This window comes from Bacillus sp. FSL K6-0073, from assembly GCF_038006085.1.
Lineage (GTDB): Bacteria > Bacillota > Bacilli > Bacillales > Bacillaceae_G > Bacillus_A > Bacillus_A cereus.
This window is the reverse complement of record NZ_JBBOUN010000003.1, coordinates 227855-246107: the sequence shown is the minus strand read 5'-3', so window position 1 is coordinate 246107 and position 18253 is coordinate 227855. Positions and strand designations below refer to the sequence as shown.

The following is an 18253-nucleotide window of genomic DNA, read 5'->3' as shown; positions in this document are numbered from 1 at the left end:
AGTATATGAAAAAAAGTATTGCAGTATTATCAACCGTAGCAATGATGATAGGAATGATAGCGTCAACTCAATATGCCCATGCTTCCAGTTATGGAAGTGTAGATTCATATAATCAAAGAAAAGTATTTGAAATGAATTTTGATAATGAAAAAACGATAGATTCAGTCAGTGGTAACGAGTATAAAACAACATCAAATAAAGAAACGTTCGTCCCAGGTAGTAAGAATAAGGGGTTACAAATAAATGGGGATGATATAAAAGTTCCGATTAAAGATTTGTCTATAGAGCAAGACGATACGATTACCCTTTCGTTTTGGTTTAAATGGGATGGAGATTTAAAAGGGAATTCAAATCGAGATGGAATCATTCCGATTGGTTTTGGTAAATATGGCCTTTGGTTAAATAATGGTGATTTTGGATTTAATACAGGAAATGATGATATATATGGTGTGAAAGATAAGATAAAAGTAAATCAATTTTCGCATGTCATTGCTGTGTTTCATAAAAACGATGTTGAAAAGAACGAATTGTATATAAATGGGGAAGAACAGGATATTAAGCAGATAAGAGGGACGGTCAATAATAAGAATGCAGTATTTAATACGAATTACTTTCAAATAAGTGGTTGGAATGGACAAGAGATTCATAAGGTCACAGGGAATTCTGTAATAGATGAAGTGAACTTATATAAAGGAAGTACAGATGAGAAGCAAGCAAAAGAAATGTTTCTACTTTCGCGGGTGCCTGATTTATCAGTAAGACAGAATAATTTACATGCACGAGTGGATTGGGCAACTGAAATTTTAGACACAGACTTATTTTATAAAACGTCTTTTGAAAATGGAGAAGAAAAACCTACGTTTCCTCCAAGGTCAAATACACCTGATGGCTCACAGAGTTTTACGAATGAAGAATCGTATGATGGAGAGACTTCTGTGAAAATTGGGTCAACAGTAAATGGTAAGGGGAATAATTGGTTTAATGAAAGTGAGGATAAGTCACAACATAAGTCTGAAACGAGCTATATGAATTTTAGTAGAAGACAAACCGCTCCAAATGGCTCTCACTTTAGTATGAGTGTAAAAGTGAAACCAAAAGGACATTCCACTATTACTTCAACTGCTATTGGGGGACCTATCAATAAAACTTTTACTTTAGCTTCTATATATGGGTATAGCAAACCGCTTACTTTATTAGAAGGTGCAAAAGCGGGTAGTAAACGTTTAAAGGTAGATAATTTAGAACAATTCCCTATAGATGTAGTGAATAATCGAATGAGAAATTATTATTATGCCGATAAAATTATTCCTGAAGCTAACCCAGATAGATTTTATGATTACGGATATATTACTCACATTGATTTAGAAACAAAAACAATGGAGTTGAGTCGCCCTATTGCAGAAGATTTCCCTAAAGGGGCTGATGTACCAGGACATACACATTTTAACCCTGCATATTTTCCTACAAAAGAACTCTTTAACTCTGACACATGGAAAACGATTAATCTAAATACAACGGTTGATAACAAGGATTATTATGATACTGCGAAAAGAGGATTTACTTATTTTATTACCTCATGGGTTTTGAATGAAATGTATATAGATGATGTTCGAATGGGGTATGCAACAGAAGTTGAATTATATCGAGATGGAAATAAGGTATATAGAGGGTATAATTCTGAATTTGAAGATAAGGGAGCAACGGATAAAGAAAAACCAGACATGGTTAGGAAGATAACTTTTAACGGGGATAAAGATGATTTATCTATCAATTTCGAGAAACCTAAAGATTTAGGTACAAAATATGTTTATAACATAAAAGGGTTATCCAAAACAGGTGAAACACCACTTTCTAAAGAGAAAGAAGTCACAGTTACGTCAGGCGTAAAAGGATATAGTTATGTCATTGATAAAAATAAGAATACGATTCCTTCAGATAAGATTAATTTAACAACAGAAGCATTAAAAACATCTTTAAAGGAGAAAGGACAACATTATTTACATTTAAAGGCGATTGATGGTCAAGGGAATGCAAGTGAAGTAAAACATATTCCGATTGAAATTCCTGATTTAGTAACAAAAGCAAATAATGAAGAGAACTTTGTGCATCTGGAATGGACAAAAGGTAGTGTTGAACCATATACCTATAAAGTATTTAAGAAACAGGAAGGAAGTAAAGAATTCCAAACAACATCAACAAGTAGTTATAAAGATGGGATACATGTATTAGAGATTTATCCAGAAACAAGAAGTCAAGATAATACAAATAAAGATTATATTCCAATGATAGATTTTTCTAATTGGAAAGGCGAGGCATTTACACTTCCAAAATCTGCTTCGCTAAAAAAATGGATGGAAGAGCCTAACAAGGAGAATGAGAAAGGTTATGGGAAAGGGTTAATTCATGTGGATGCTGTTTCTATCACTGAATTCAATAAAGACCCGTCAATGATACATAAATATGATGAGCTTGTGTTTGGCTTGTGGAACAACAATAACTGGCAAGATATTTCAAATGATTCTGTATCGGAAGTGAATACATTTGTCGCTTCAGGAAAGGGTCTTCTTTTTGGTCATGATACCATTCATAATTTACGACCTAATTTTATTAAAATTGGTGAGGGTAATGGTATAGAGTATGTAAATGAAAATGTGTCCATTTACAATGGGAATAATGATAAAAAGCAATTCGTAACAGGTAATTCTACTGTAGAAATTAATAAAAAGGGATTATTAACAAATTATCCTTGGGCAATTGGAGATATTGGAACAAAATTAAAAATTCCTTTTGCACACACCTATAAACAAAAAACAGCAGGAGATATATGGTTACGATTTAATTATGAGAACATAGGTATGGATGACCCATTAAACTTCTATTTAACAACTCGTAATAACATAGCGATGATACAAACAGGTCATTCGAATGGAGAGGCTACATCTGATGAGCAGAAGATATTATCAAACACACTGTTCTATTTGGCTCAGTTGACTTCTGCAACAGAGTTAGATGATAGGAGTAGCCAAGATGTTACATCGCCTACACTTCCATCTATAACGTCTATGAATTTAGGTTCAGATGGAAATGTGTCTATTGACTATAAAGGTGCAGTAGATAAAGGGACGGATTATGAATATTATGTAGAAGCAACTGGTGGAAATAGTAACAGTAAATTAAAGTCTAACATTTCTAAAGCAACTATAACTTCTGGATTGAAAGGATATTCAATTGTAGTTGATGAAAAGTCAGATACAGTTCCTGATGCTGAGATTGAAACAAAAGGCACATCTTATACCGTTTCGCCTCCTAATACAAAAGACTTTTATGTTCATGTAGCAAGTGTGGATAAGGTAGGGAATGTTTCAGCGGTTTCTCACTATCATTACGAGGATAAACAGGCTCCTGTATTAATGATTGAACCAAATGTAAAAGAATGGACCAATAAGGAAATTGTATTACACGTTACAGCTACAGATAAAGATAGTAGAGTGATGAAACTACAAATGCCGAATGGTGATTGGGTACATGGCAACAAAGCAACTTACATTGTAAAAGAGAATGGTATCTATTTCTTTCAAGTAGTGGACCAAGGAGAAAGTGAAACAGTACAATCTATCGTTGTATCAAATATAGATAAAAAGAATCCAAAAGCTGATATAAGTGCTCCTGAAAATTGGATGAATAGGGATGTTGAAGTGAAAATTGTAGGAAATGATGAATAACACCTTTTTAGGTGTTATTTTTTATTGACTTTAGTTGATGTAATAAGTCTATAATAGTAAGGTGGAATGAGTAAAGGAGGCGATAAATATGAGAAAATACACATCTATCATATCAGTAATTACAATGCTAACAGCTATGGTAAGTTCACCTCAAGTTGTTCAAGCTTCCAGTTATGGGGATATTGAATATTACAATCAAAGAAAAATACTTGAAATGAATTTTGATAAAGAAAAGATAGAAAATACAGTGACTGGAAAAGTTTATAAAACAAATGAAGGAAAAGAGAACTTTGAACCAGGTAGTAGGAATAAGGGATTAAAACCAAATGGTGACAAAGTAGAAATTCCTTTATCAGATTTAGATATAAAAAAACAGGATGAATTAACATTCTCATTTTGGATGAAATGGGATGGGAAGAAAGATATGTTTATGCCTATTGGTTTTGAAGAATATTCATTATATTTCATAGAAGGCTCTTTTGGTTTTAATACAAACAATGATGACGTATTTGGTGTTCAAGACAAGATAAAACCAAATGAATTAACCCATGTTGTGGCAGTATTTAATAGAAATGATATAAATAAAAACAAACTCTATTTAAATGGAGTAAAGCAAAATTTATCTCAAGTAAGAGGGAAACAATTCTCTGAAAAAGTTGGTTGGAACAACAAGTTAGTAATTAGCGGATATAGCTACGATAATCAGTATGGATTAGATGGAGAAAGTATTTTAGATGAGATTAACATATTTAACGGTGGAACAGATGACGAGGAAATAAAAGATTTATATTTAATGTCCAGAATTCCAGAATTAAGTGTTTCTCAAAATGGTTTACATGCAAGGGCAGATTGGGCTACTGAAATTTTAGATAGTGATGTACTATGGACAGTTGGATATGAAGAAAATGAAAAACCTAAACCAGAATTAGTCTATGATGGAAATAATGGTTTAGGTGATGGTGGACAAAAGATTGTTCATGAAAAAGAAAATGTTTATGCGGGTACAGGAGCATATATGACTCCGAATACATTCCCTGATAAAGGGAATTCAGTATGGTGGCCATACGATATGACTTCAAGTTGGAATCATACTTGGTTATACAACCCTTTAGCTTTGCCGAATGGAAAACCTGTTTCTGCTTCTGTGAAAGTAAAAACAGATGATGAAGGAACAGTTTCTCTGTTTACCTCTTGGGCATATAGGAATTCTTTCACTCATAGAAATATTTATTTTGCTGAAGATGTACCACCAGGAACAAAAACATTTAAAGTGAATACAACTGTAGGACTTGGATTAGCTTCATATATTACGTCAGATACTGACCCATATGACCATAAAGAGAATCTATCTGTTAGAGAAATTGATAGGGATACAAACACTGTTACGTTAAATGCACCTATCAAAGGTAGCTTTAAAAAAGGAGAACAGTGGCGGTCAAGAAATACGGGTGAAGCTATTAGATTTGCGACAAAAACAGTAAAACATAGTGATGGTTGGCAAATTATTAATATGAATAGCAAAGTAACTGAATATCCTGATATAGATTGGTTGAAAAACCCAAGACAATTGAGACAACAAGTAGAATCTAAAAATGGAAATACTTACGTGGATGATATCAAGGTAGGTTATGCTACAAAAGTTCAGTTGCAAAGAGATGGTTCGAAGATATATGAAGGATATGGTTCCGAGTTTGAGGATATGAATGCGATTGATAAAGAAAAACCGAATAAAGTTATGAAGGCAACCGTAGTGAAAGAAGACAAAAACTTAAATGTAAAATTCGATAAGCCTAAAGATAAAGGTACGAACTACAAATACAAGATAAAAGGTATATCTGAAAATGGAGAAACACCTTTTTCAACAGAAAAATCAGTAGAAGTAATATCGGGGATAAAAGGCTATAGTTATGTATTAGATAAAAATCCAAAAACCGAACCAGGAAATACAATAAACACAACGGATGAGAATATTTCATTTAGAAATATCAAAGACGAAAAACAATTTCTACATATAAAGGCTATAGATAATCAAGGGAATGTAAGTGAAACAGCTCATATTCCGATTGAAATCCCAATATTAGAAGCGAAAGCGAATCATAAAGAGAATATGGTTCAATTAACTTGGGAAGGTGGAAAATCGGAGCCATATACGTATAAAGTATTTAAGAAAAAAGATGGAGAAAAAGAATTTCAAAGTGTTTCTGCTACTGATTATAAAAAGAAAGTAAAAGTATTAAACATCTACCCTACTAAATGGAAAGATACAACCCTTTCTACAATTGATTTTATAGATAGAGATGGCAAACGAAACGTAATGCCTGTATCAGCCAGTTTAAAGAAATGGATGGAAGAATCTAACTCCGAAAATAGCAAAGGTTATGGGATGGGCGTTATTGAGGTAGATGCAGTAACGCAAGAAGAATTCAATTCATCACCCAATTCTTACATATATGATGAAAAAGGAAAAGACAAATATGATGTAATGATGATAGGTACATATGATGCTAACGGATGGAGTCCTTTAGGAAAAGAAAGTATACAAGCAATAAAGGATTTTGAGCGGAGAGGAAAAGGGGTGCTCGCAGGTCATGATGTAATGACAAAAATTTCATCCTCAGTTGATTTCTTTGATGCCGTAAAAGATGATTTTAATGTGTCAGACCCTACAAAATTCAGGGGGATTGGTAGTGAAAAAATAGCAATCACTAAAAAAGGATTGCTACTGGAGTATCCATGGAAAATAGGTAATGTAGGAACAGAATTAAAAATTCCGATGGCCCATACAATGAGTATTCATTTTAACGGTGATACATGGATGAAATTCGTGGGAAACAGTTGGGGTAATCCTGTTACGGGAAGTGCAGTTGATGATTCCTTAAATAGTAATACAAATGCTTATTTACACACATGGAATAACACAGCTATTATTCAAACTGGTCATTCTAATGGGCAAGCAACACCTGATGAACAAAAGGTGTTAGCGAATACGCTGTTCTATTTAGCTCAATTGACTTCCGATACGCATTTAGATGATAGAAGTGGTCAAGATGTGGATGCTCCTTCGAAACCTGATATTAACAAAGTGACGCTGAATTTAGATGATACGGCAACAATCAATTTTAAAGAATCTGTTGATAAGGGAACTTCTTATGAATATTATGTAGAAGCTAAAGGTAGTGATACGAAAAGCCAATTAACATCTAACGTTGTAAAAACGGAAGTAAAAACAGGGTTAAGAGGATATTCCATTGTTATTGATGAAAAACCAAATACCATACCCGATGGAAAAGTAGAAACGACAAGCACTTCTTATCAGCTCAATGTTCCAAACAAAAAAGAGTTTTATATTCACGTAGCGAGTGTTGATAATGCAGGTAATATTTCAGAAGTAGCTCATTATCACTATGAGGATAAATTCTCACCTGAGATAAGCATAACACCAAGTACGAAAGAGTGGACCAATAAAGAAGTGACCTTACAAGTGGTTGCCACTGATAAAGATAGTCGTGTAATCAAAATTTGTTTACCAAACGGAGATTGGATTAATAATGATAAGGCAACCTTCATTGTAAAAGAAAATGGGATTTATTACTTTAAAGCAGTAGATGAAGGTGGAAATGAAACTGTACAGTCCATCATTGTTTCTAACATTGATAAAGAAAATCCATCGGTAGATATAGAAGCTCCATCTACTTGGCAGAATAAAGATATTCAGGTACAGATAAGAGGAAAAGATTAAGAAGAGGGGTACTATCCCCTCTTTTTGTTTTGACTATAGTTGGTGAAAATTTATATAATAAGTAAATAAATAGAAACGGGGGTGATGATGTTGTTTAAAAAAAACATAGCACTTTTATCAATAGGGGCATTATTATCTTGTTTAGCTCCTGTGCATATACATGCTGAAGAAAATCCAAGTCCTAAAAAGAATTTCTTAATAGAACAGTCTGCATCAGGTAGGAAATTATATGGGAGTTCATATTGGACGAGTTCAAATATAAGAGAATGGCTAAATAGTGATGCTAAGAATGTTCAATTTACAAATCAGCCACCAACATCAGCGAAAATAAAAAATTTCTCTTACGATAAAGAATCGGGGTTTCTACATAGTTTTTCAGAAGAAGAATATGACGCAATTGCTATTACAAAGCATAGAGTCAATGTTACAGGTTTTGATAAAAAGTCAGGAGTTCATGATGGAGGGGGCTTAAAACTTCCGTTACTTAGGTATTACAATCCTTCTATTACGTTTAGTCAAAGTGGTTTAGTTATGAATCATGACAAGTATTATTATAAATATGAAAATGATAAGGTTTTCTTGTTAAACGTATATGAAGTTTATAATTACTTACAGAAAAGAGGTACACCTTTACGAAAAAACATCTCAAATGAGGCGAAACAAAAAAGAAATTACTATGAGGAATCTATAGAATGGTATACATCAAGTGGGGGAGAAGATGTAGGAAGTGAAGCCCTCTTAACGATTGATGGAATAACAGAGGCAAGTGTTAGAAGAAGAAACGCTAATAATTCAAAGGGCATTGTACCTGCAATTCACTTAAAGCCAGAATACAAGTTAAATAATGGGACGATGGCAAAAGATTTAAAAATAGGTGATGTATTAAATTTCGGTATATACAATAATGTACCTATTAAATGGAAAGTTATCAATAAAACCGAAGATGGATATCCATTGCTTTTATCTGAAGAAATATTAGATATCAAACCATTTGATACGCAAGGTGACGAATCGTATGCTTATTCTGATACTGTAAACTTTAATAAAGAAGACGTAAGTGTTATAGATGAAACGTACACGCCTAACGAAAATCAAAAAGATGTTCAACCACCAATCATCGAATTATTAAACAAAGAATTAATCAATCAGACCCAAAAGGGCGAATTCACATTAGATTTTAAAGTGACTGATAATGAATCAGGGTTGGATTATATCCAATTACCAAATGGAAATAAAGTAAAATCTTCAACATTTAAATATACTGTTTCGGAGAACACGGAATATCTATTTATCGCAAAAGATAAAGCAGGAAATCACAGATATTATACAGTCCCTGTAGGGAACATCAATACACCTTCAAAGGTTCTGGTGAAGTCTTCAGGAAACGAAAATGGATGGACAAATAAAGATGTAAAAGTAGACATTAGTGCTTCTAACCAAGTTGGTTTACATACAAGCTATACACAAGACTATAGAAGTAAGTACCATCCGATTTGGGAAACTTATACAACCTACAAAGGGAAAAGAATAAAAGTATCGGGTTCTGTAGAACTACTAAGTGCTACAGAATCCGTTGATAAGATAAATGCTCAGATAGGATATGCATATGCTTCAAATAAAGAGTATGATTCAGAATATAGTTTGGTAAAAACATGGGTAATTCCTAAAGTAATTCCGCTAAAGACACTGAAGGAACAAGGAAAACAAACATTTGAATTTATCTCTACTGTACCAAATGATTATCACTCAAATTTCGAGCCATATACAGGTATGAATATTGATGTGTATAAAAAGGATTATAAAATAAAATGGACAGATTTAAAGTTTGAGTTATTGGATGATGATGACTTTAAAATAAATAAGATAGAGTTACCCAACGGAAAGGATATACTGGATTCTGTTTACACGGATACCTTATCTAAAGAAGGTGTTTATACGTATAAAGTACATGATAATCGTGGGATGGTAACAGAGAAGTCTATAGAGGTAAAGATTGATAAAACATCTCCTACCATAGACTTTGAGCAATCTCAAACGGAATGGACCAATGCAGATATAAACATAAAAGTAAAAACTTCTGATGCTCAAAGTGGTATAGATTATACCATTCTCCCTAATGAGAGCAAGGTAGAGAAAGATATCTTTGATTTTAAAGTATATGAAAATGGAACCTATACATTTGAAGTACATGACAAAGCAGGAAATGTAACGAAAAAAGTTTTAGAGATTAAGAATATAGATAAAGAAGCTCCTACTTTTTCGACTCAGGAGAATTATATTTATGAGAACGGTAAATATGACAAGACTCGTAGAGTAATAACGATTATAGGAAAAGATAATGATAGTGGTATGGATTCTATTCAATTGCCAAGTGGTGAATGGTTGAAAGGAGATAATGTGACATTTACTGTATCTGAAAATGGAAGATATCCATTTAAATTAAAGGATAAAGCAGGGAATATAAATAGCACATCAATAAACATTACAGAGATAGAGAAAGCATCTGTCTCTGGCATTCAAAAGATAGAATATAAGTTAGACGGTGCAGAAACTAAAGGGTGGACTAATTACAGTGAGCCGTTTTTCGTAAGAAAAGAAGGCCTTACAACGATTACGTCCAGAACATATGACAAGGCAGGTAATGTTTCAAAAGAATCAACAAGAATGGTTAAATTGGATAAAACAAAGCCAGTTAACAACCAAATTTTAATAGAGTTGAAATAATAGAGCTGATTTTAAGGCTCTTTTTCTTATGTGTAATTTCATATACCGTATCTGGATTGCATGTCAACATATAAAGATTCATAGAGGTTTGGAATGAGAATCGGAATGATTTCGAATTTTGATTTCTATAATAGAATAATTGAATTTATTATAGAAATCAAAAATACGAGAGGAGGACTAAAAATGAATACATTTAAAAAAATAGTAAGTTCGTTTTTAGGAATTTCCCTTTTAACTATTCAATGTCAGCCTATTTATGCAGATGGTGTGAAAGAAAATGAACTTATTCAGCCATCCATGCAATCAAGAAAAACATATGGAAGCAATTACTGGACAACCTCTAATATTAGAGAGTGGTTAAATACTGATAAATCTTATATAAAGTATACAAATCAAGCGCCATCTTCAGATAAATTAGGAAACTTTGCTTATGATAAAGAACCAGGTTTCTTGTCAAATTTTAATGTGGAAGAACAAGATGCAATTGCAGTTACTAAACACCGTGTATATGTTTCTACTACAGATGCACAAGCGGGAATGAAAGATGGAGGGAATACATCTCAATCAGATGTAGCCTATCCTAATCAATCAATGACATTTAGTTTAAATGGCTTGTTGAATAATAATAAGAATTTCTTTTATAAAATGGAAAATGATAAAGTGTTCTTTTTAAATGCTTATGAGGCTTATAGCTATTTACAAAAAAGAGGTTGGTCGTTACCTAAGGAATTAACGCCTGAAGCACAAAAGAAACATAGTTATTATAACAACTATGAACATTGGATGTTAAGTGGTGGAAGAGCAAACATTGGATACGACCTGACATTTTTAATTACACCTGATTCATCGAGGTCACTTGTATTTGGTTACACAAATAGATTAGGAGGCGTAGTACCTGCTATACATATCAAACCAGATTATAAGTTTCCGAATGGGAAGATAGCTAAAGATATTCAGATTGGAGAGAAATTATTATTTGGAAACTATAATGGGGCTCCTATTGAATGGGAGGTTGTCAATAAAACCGAAGAAGGATTTCCGCTTTTATTATCTGAAAAAATCATAGACTTAAAACATTATGATGCTCCTGGGGATGAGGCTTATAAATATTCAGAGGTTGTTGATTTCCAAAAAGAAGATGTGAATATCGTAGAAGAACCTTATCGAAATATTAATAACAGCAAGGATATAACCCCACCAGATTTTAAAATACTAAATGAAGATAAATTGAATAAAAGAAGCAATGATGAGTTTACACTTGAATTGGAAGCAAGTGATGAATCTGATATAGAATATGTCATTTTGCCAAATGGAAACAAGGTGTATAACAAACGAGTTTCTTACACGATGTCGGAGAATAAAGAATACTTATTTATTGCAAAAGATAAGGTAGGTAATTTTAGATACTTCGTTATTCCAGTTGGAAACATCAATATACCACCAAAAGTAATTATTAATCCTTCTGCAAATGGATGGACAAATAAAGATGTAACGGTAGATATTTCAGCATCAAATGATGTAGGGAGTGCTTTTGCAGAAAAAATTCAAAATAATCGTGATAGAACAGAAGCGATGTGGCCGAATTATACAACATATAAGGGGAAAAGAATTCGTATATCAGGAGATGTTGAATTTATTGAAGCGAAAAAACCTGTAGGAGATTATTTTACAGGAATGGGATTCATTTTTACTTCGGTCAATAAATCAGGTTCAGAATATAACTTGCAAAAAAATTATCATTTACCAATACGTTATTCTCTAAAAGAATTGCAAGAGAAAAAGAAAGCTCATTTTGACCAGGTTTTCACAGTTCCTGATTACTATTATAAGGATTTAATTCCATGGTCACAAATCAATGTAGATGCACAGGATACGAATTATAAAGTCGAATGGACAAATGTGAGATATGAATTGTTAGACAAAGATGATTTTGCTATTGAAAAAATCATACTTCCAAGCGGAAATTCAATTGGTGAAAAAAGTTATAAAGATACACTAACAAAAGAAGGGAGTTATACGTACCAAGTGTTAGACAACCGAGGCATGATAACAAAAAAAGATGTGGAAGTAAAGATTGATAAAACACTACCTACAATTCAAGTTGATGGGATAAGTGACAAGTGGACAAATCAAGACGTTAAGTTGAATGTAACGGTTTCTGACTCTCAAAGTGGCGTAGCAAAAACAATCTTACCAAATGGAAGTGAAACGACAAGTACCTCGTTTGAATTTGTTGCAAAGACGAATGGTGATTATCAATTTCAAACATATGATAAAGCGGGTAATGTGGCTATAAAAAAAGTAGCCATTCGAAACATAGACAAACTACAACCTTATCATCACATTCAATCAGCATTCTTATTAGATGAAAAACATAATGTTGATAAATCTGGTAGAGAGATTCGAGTAATCGCTAAAGATGATGAAAGTGGTGTAGATTCGATTCAATTACCAAGTGGTGAATGGGTGCAAGGAGATACAGTGAAAATTAATGTATATGAAAATGGAGAATATCCATTTAAATTAAAAGATAATGCGGGAAACATAAAGGAAATAACCTCTAAAATTTCGGATTTAGAAAAGGTATCTATCTCTGGAATTCAAAAGATAGAATATAAGTTAGATGGTGCAGAAAATAAGGGTTGGACCAATTATATGGAGCCGTTTTTCATAAAAAAAGAAGGTCTTACAACGATTACATCAAGAGCTTATGACAAAGCAGGAAATATTTCAAGTGAAAAATCAAAAGTGGTAAAACTTGATAAAACAAAACCAATAAACAATGGAATTTTAATTACGTTAGAATAAAAAGAGACTCGACTAAACAGTCAGGTCTCTTATTTTTTATTGTAAGAATTAAAAATTGTATAAGAACGATATAATAATAAAAAGATTTAGGGAGGAGGATACATTATGAGAAAATATAAAGCTATGATTATAAGTGCCTTAGTTACTTTAGGTATAAGTAGTTATCCTATTTCTGCACATGCTATTGATACTTTTGAAAATAAGCTTGTAGGGAGTGAAAACTCATATTTAAGAAGGGATGTATGGGGAAGTTCATATTGGGGGTCTTCTAATATTAGAGAATGGTTAAATAGTACAGATAATGTAGTAAAATATACCAATCTACCTCCAAGTTCTCAAAAATTAGGTAATACTGCATACGATATGGAACCAGGCTTTTTAACTACATTTACAAAGAGTGAACAAGAAGGTATAGCTGTTACGAATCACAGGGTACATGTGAACTTCCATGATGCGAATACTGGTGGGAAACATGGTGGTGGATTACAAAGACCTCCTGCACATGTTGATAACCAATCCCTATTGTTTCAACTTCCGAATATAGAGAGAGAAAAGATGGATTATTTTTATCGGAACGAAAAAGATAAAGTGTTTTTATTAAACATATGGGAAGTGTATGACTATATTCAAAAAAGAGGACTCCCCTTAACAAAATCCATTAGTAAATCTGCAAAAAATAAAAATAGTTACTTTAACGATACAATTCCTTGGCTTACATCGACTGGTTATGCTGAACAAGCTTCAGATAATGTATCAACAGTAGGATGGGAAGATTCAGCTACAAGAATCTCCCGTGCTCAAGAAGCAAAAGGTGTAGTCCCTGCTATTCATTTAAAACCTGAATATAGATTGTCCAATAACATGTTGGCAAAAGACATGAAAATTGGAGACGACGTTAAATTCGGAACATATTTAGGAGAAGAATTAGTATGGATGGTTGTCAATAAGTCCGAGGATAATTATCCATTATTAATCACTAAAGAAGTCATTGATATAAAGCCTTATGATACACCAGGGGATGATTCTTATTTATACTCTAATTATGTAAGGTTTGAAAAGGGAGACGTCGATATTACAAATGAACCGTTTCAAATGAGAGAGGAAGAATCCGATATAACACCACCTGTTTTTGAAGTGTTAAATAGAGAGGAATTAAATAAAAGACAAAACAAACAATTTGTTTTAAAGGTAAAGGTACAAGATAGTGAAAGTGGTTTAGATTATGTGCAATTACCTAATGGAAACAGAATTAAAACAGGGGAATTTGAATACACTTTTGCAGAGAATAAAGAATACAACTTTGTGTCGAAGGATAAGGCTGGTAATTACAGATACTCAGTTGTTCCAATTGGGAATGTTAACATTCCTTCAAAAGTGGAGATAAAAGCATCTACGGAAGGTTGGACGAATAAAGATGTATCTGTAGGCATTTCCTCTACGAATGATGTGGGGTATGAAGGGACATATAAGCAAGATACCAGAGATTCTTGGCTTCCTATGTGGCAAAACTTCACAACCTATAAAGATAAGAGGGTGAGAATTACTGGAAATGTGGAGTTTATAAATGCAAAAAGAGAACCTGTGAATGAAACTATAGGTGTAGGGTTTTCTTATATTTACATGGGTAATGTTGGAAGTGAATACACATTAAGAAGAACATGGACAAGAGCAAATAATTTTAAGTTGATTGACTTGAAAGGAAAAGGGAAGGTTCATTTTGAAGAAATATTCACAATTCCTGGTAATTATTATAAAGACTTACAACCATGGACACAAATTGATGTTCCTCACATTGACCATGATTTCACAGTGGAATATAGTGACTTAAAATACGAATTATTGGATAATGATGATTTTCAAGTAGATAAAATTACGCTACCAAATGGTCGTGAAGTGCACCAGAACGCCTATAGGGACACGTTAAGTGAAGAGGGAACTTATGTCTATAAAGTATTAGATAATCGTGGGAAAGAGACAGAGAAGACCGTAAAAGTGTTAATAGATAAGGATAATCCTGTATTAAATATTGAAGGAATACCTAACACTTTCACAAATAAGGAAATAGAATTAAAATTAAAAGCCAGTGATAGTAAAAGTGGTGTTTCCCGAATTGAATTGCCGAATAGTAGTCAAACAAATCAAGAAGAGATTTCGTACAAAATAAAAACGAATGGAAGCTATACATTCAAAGTGTATGATAAAGCAGGGAATGTTACGGTCAAAACCATACAGATAAATCAAATAGATATAACTCCACCAGAGGTTTCGACAAACGTTTCTATTTCTCAGAATAAAAAAGAAGGATTTATTGATGTGAAGGCTACGGATAGTCAGAGTGGTGTAAGTGAAATAGTATTGCCTAATGGGACAAAGCAGAGAGAATTCTCAGTTCAATTCAAAGTAGACCAAAATGGTGTGTATCCGTTTGTCGTATTCGACAATGCAGGAAATAGAAAAGAAGCAAATATAAAGGTGAATGGATTAGAAATGCCTGTTTCTTCAGGTATTCAAAAGATTGAATATACATTGGAGGGGGTGATTAATCAAGGGTGGACTATTTATAAAGAGCCATTCATGATTATGAATGAAGGAATTACGACTGTTAAATCAAGAGTATATGATAAGGCAGGAAACATTTCGGAAACAAATACGAGAGTTGTTAAAATTGATAAAACAAAACCGAATCAGAATCAAATAAAAATTGAGTTGACTGAATAGAGGGTCAGCTCTTTTTGTTTGTTTTTTTATTGAATATAGTCTATGAAAAATATATAATATAGGAATGAAATGGAGGTGCATATACATGATGAGTAAAAGAAAAATAGGCATAATGTTATTACTTTCTATCACTACAAGTGTATTTGTTGGCTGTTCTAATGAGAATACGCTTATGAAAAAAGATACATGGACTGTCAAAGAGTTAAAAACGCAAAAAGAGATAAAATATGAATTATTAGATGAAAGTGTATTGAATGAAGGTGACATGAAATCTTGGTATGAAAAATCATCAAAAGAAAAAGGTGTCCATTCTAAAACGGATAAAGAATATACTTATATTGTAATAGCAGACGGAAAGAAATTCACAACTGGATATGGTATTGAGTTGTTTGATGTAAGAAAGGCAAATAAAGATATTGTCGTTGGCTATAACGTAGTGGAACCTGAAAAGAACACGAGTATAGAAGAAAAAGAAAGCTATCCTCATATGATTCTTCGTATAAAAGCTGAAGATGAAAAAATTGTAGGAAAGAAAATAAAAGAAAAATAAAAAAAGAGACAGATTCTGTCTCTTTACCTGTATATAAAGGAAGATTAAAAATTATAATCGTCCCATCTCTCTCAAGTATTGTTCTCTGTTCTTTTTAAGTTCAGGCATATCTTGAACAGTTTCTACACCTGCAACAACAACTCGATATAGAGAGTACGCAACTAAAAATAAAAAATAACCATCCAGTAATTCTTGTAACATACTATCATCTCCTTTTTTTTGTAGAGTTATCACAAACCCTTCCTGATTTCTATATTTACTTATCTTTAATTATATTATAATTTATTAGCATTAATTCGTCAATTATTTTTTCCTAAATAGTTATAAAAGCTACACTACTTGCATAGAGTGTAGCTTTTTTGTTATCTAATTTCATTGAACTTGATTCTATCTTTAATGAAGCCATCAACAATACCAATGTGTGCTTTCCCGTTTTTATCAGGGAAACTATCCTCTAATACAACCTCTCCTTTGTCAGTTTGTAACGTTGCTTTTAAATGAGAAGATACATACACTTTTGCGTTTCTTGGTGCATTTTCTGGAATTAATGTATTCAGGCTAAATCCTTTTTCAGGAAGAGGTAGCTCATTCACATATTGATTAGAAGATGTGTAATGGTAACCACTATCCCCAACAATATCAATTGCATATTTACCCTCAATACGTGATGATTTGATTCTTTCATCTCGATATAAATCATAGTAAATTGCAAACTCGATATTGCCTCCTGCCATCATTTTCTGTGGTTCAAAAGCCCATTTGATTGGTTTAAATGTAGTTTGTGAAGGATTTACAACGTTCAACAATTCGAATCCAGTAATATTTAAAGTTGCTAACATAACTTGATTACTTTCGATTCTTGCCACATTTCCTGCATTATCTACTAATACTAATGTAACTTGGCCATTAGATTTTTCACTTAGTTCCCAAGGAATAGTAATCTTGTCTTTTGGAACAGTAGGTAGTACATATTCTTTATCTCCATCTATAATTTTCACCTTATTTATTCCAGATAATTTATCCCCTAATGTAATTGATAAATCTACCTTTTTAGAAGGAACAATTTGAGCGCCATTATTGATAGCAATAGAGCCATAAGGAACTGTTTTATCTAAAACAATCGTTTGTTTGACCACTTTACTGACATTTCCAAGTGCATCTGCTACTTTCACATATACATCTTTTTTACCATCGCCTAAAGGTAAGGTGAATGGCAGTTTTTCACTAAATGGTTTTTCAATCCAATTGGTACCATCTACACTAATATACATCTTAGAAGGATAAGAATAGTTATCCTTTGCTGTAATAGAGAGCGTCACATTCTCCGTGTTTGTATAAGTGCTTCCGTTATTAATTTGAAAGGAAGTCTCTGGTCCAGACTTGTCTAAAAAGATTCTATCAAAAACATCATCTGAAATGTTTCCTGCTAAGTCTTTGTATTGTACAGAAACAGTTCGTATCCCTTCCTCATCTAAAAGATTCCAATCTTTATCTTGTTTAAAAGGCTCAAACACAGACCAATTTCCATTGTCATTTTTAAAACGCATTTCATGATTTCCAGAAAGTAAATCCTGTGTTTTTAACTTCAATTTTACTTGTGTTTTATTTGTAACTAATAGTTCTTTTCTTAAATCTGCTATGTTTACGCTGTTTTCCATTTTTTCTGGACTTTTAGCCACGTCAGAGAATCCATAATTCCCATTTCGCGAGGTAATGTAATCTATCTTTTGTTGGTGAATAATGTTTCCATCTGGAAGACGAATTGCATTTAATCCTGTTGTATTTACCTGAATGAGAGCATGTTCTTCATTTTGTTTCATGTATTGCACATCTAATTCCGACTTTGGTGTATCTTCTGCATGTACTGGCATACAAAAAAGAAAGGGAATTAGCAAGCTAAGTGAGGCAGTTAGTGAATATTTTGTTTTCTTCATGGATATCAACTCCTTTCGAATTATAAGATAAATCAAAATTGAATAAAGTAAAAGATGA

Annotated in this window: 8 protein-coding genes; 6 read left to right on the top strand and 2 right to left on the bottom strand. The window is 32.7% G+C overall.

Annotated features, from left to right (window positions below):
• Window positions 1-5 precede the first annotated feature (5 nt).
• The 6 genes from MHB52_RS32410 (at window position 6) to MHB52_RS32385 (ending at window position 16261) form a co-directional block, all read left to right on the top strand.
• Window positions 6-3722: a hypothetical protein gene (locus tag MHB52_RS32410; protein WP_061662366.1), complete on the top strand. Its 3717-nt coding sequence runs from the start codon at window positions 6-8 to the stop codon at window positions 3720-3722.
• Window positions 3723-3810: 88 nt separating this feature from the next.
• The gene (locus MHB52_RS32405) at window positions 3811-7461 is read left to right on the top strand and encodes a LamG domain-containing protein (RefSeq protein ID WP_061662367.1); all 3651 of its coding nucleotides are present in this window, start codon (window positions 3811-3813) and stop codon (window positions 7459-7461) included.
• Between the two features lie 87 nt (window positions 7462-7548).
• Window positions 7549-10185, top strand: a complete 2637-nt coding sequence (locus MHB52_RS32400) for an OmpL47-type beta-barrel domain-containing protein (RefSeq protein WP_080451494.1) — start codon at window positions 7549-7551, stop codon at window positions 10183-10185.
• A 183-nt stretch (window positions 10186-10368) separates the two neighbouring features.
• Window positions 10369-12993 carry an OmpL47-type beta-barrel domain-containing protein gene (locus MHB52_RS32395; RefSeq protein WP_061662369.1) on the top strand — a complete coding sequence of 875 codons (2625 nt, stop codon included), beginning with the start codon at window positions 10369-10371 and terminating at the stop codon, window positions 12991-12993.
• 105 nt (window positions 12994-13098) lie between these two features.
• Window positions 13099-15711: an OmpL47-type beta-barrel domain-containing protein gene (locus MHB52_RS32390; RefSeq protein WP_061662370.1), complete on the top strand. Its 2613-nt coding sequence runs from the start codon at window positions 13099-13101 to the stop codon at window positions 15709-15711.
• 85 nt (window positions 15712-15796) lie between these two features.
• Window positions 15797-16261: a protease complex subunit PrcB family protein gene (locus MHB52_RS32385; protein WP_061662371.1), complete on the top strand. Its 465-nt coding sequence runs from the start codon at window positions 15797-15799 to the stop codon at window positions 16259-16261.
• Window positions 16262-16312: 51 nt separating this feature from the next.
• Here the strand turns inward: MHB52_RS32385 and MHB52_RS32380 are convergent, their stop codons facing one another.
• Both MHB52_RS32380 and MHB52_RS32375 read right to left on the bottom strand, forming a co-directional pair.
• Window positions 16313-16462, bottom strand: coding sequence for a hypothetical protein (locus MHB52_RS32380; protein ID WP_172796976.1), 150 nt, complete (start codon window positions 16460-16462; stop codon window positions 16313-16315).
• Between the two features lie 161 nt (window positions 16463-16623).
• Complete coding sequence (locus tag MHB52_RS32375) at window positions 16624-18195, bottom strand: hypothetical protein (RefSeq protein ID WP_061662372.1); 1572 nt, start codon at window positions 18193-18195, stop codon at window positions 16624-16626.
• Between the last annotated feature and the right edge of the window lie 58 nt (window positions 18196-18253).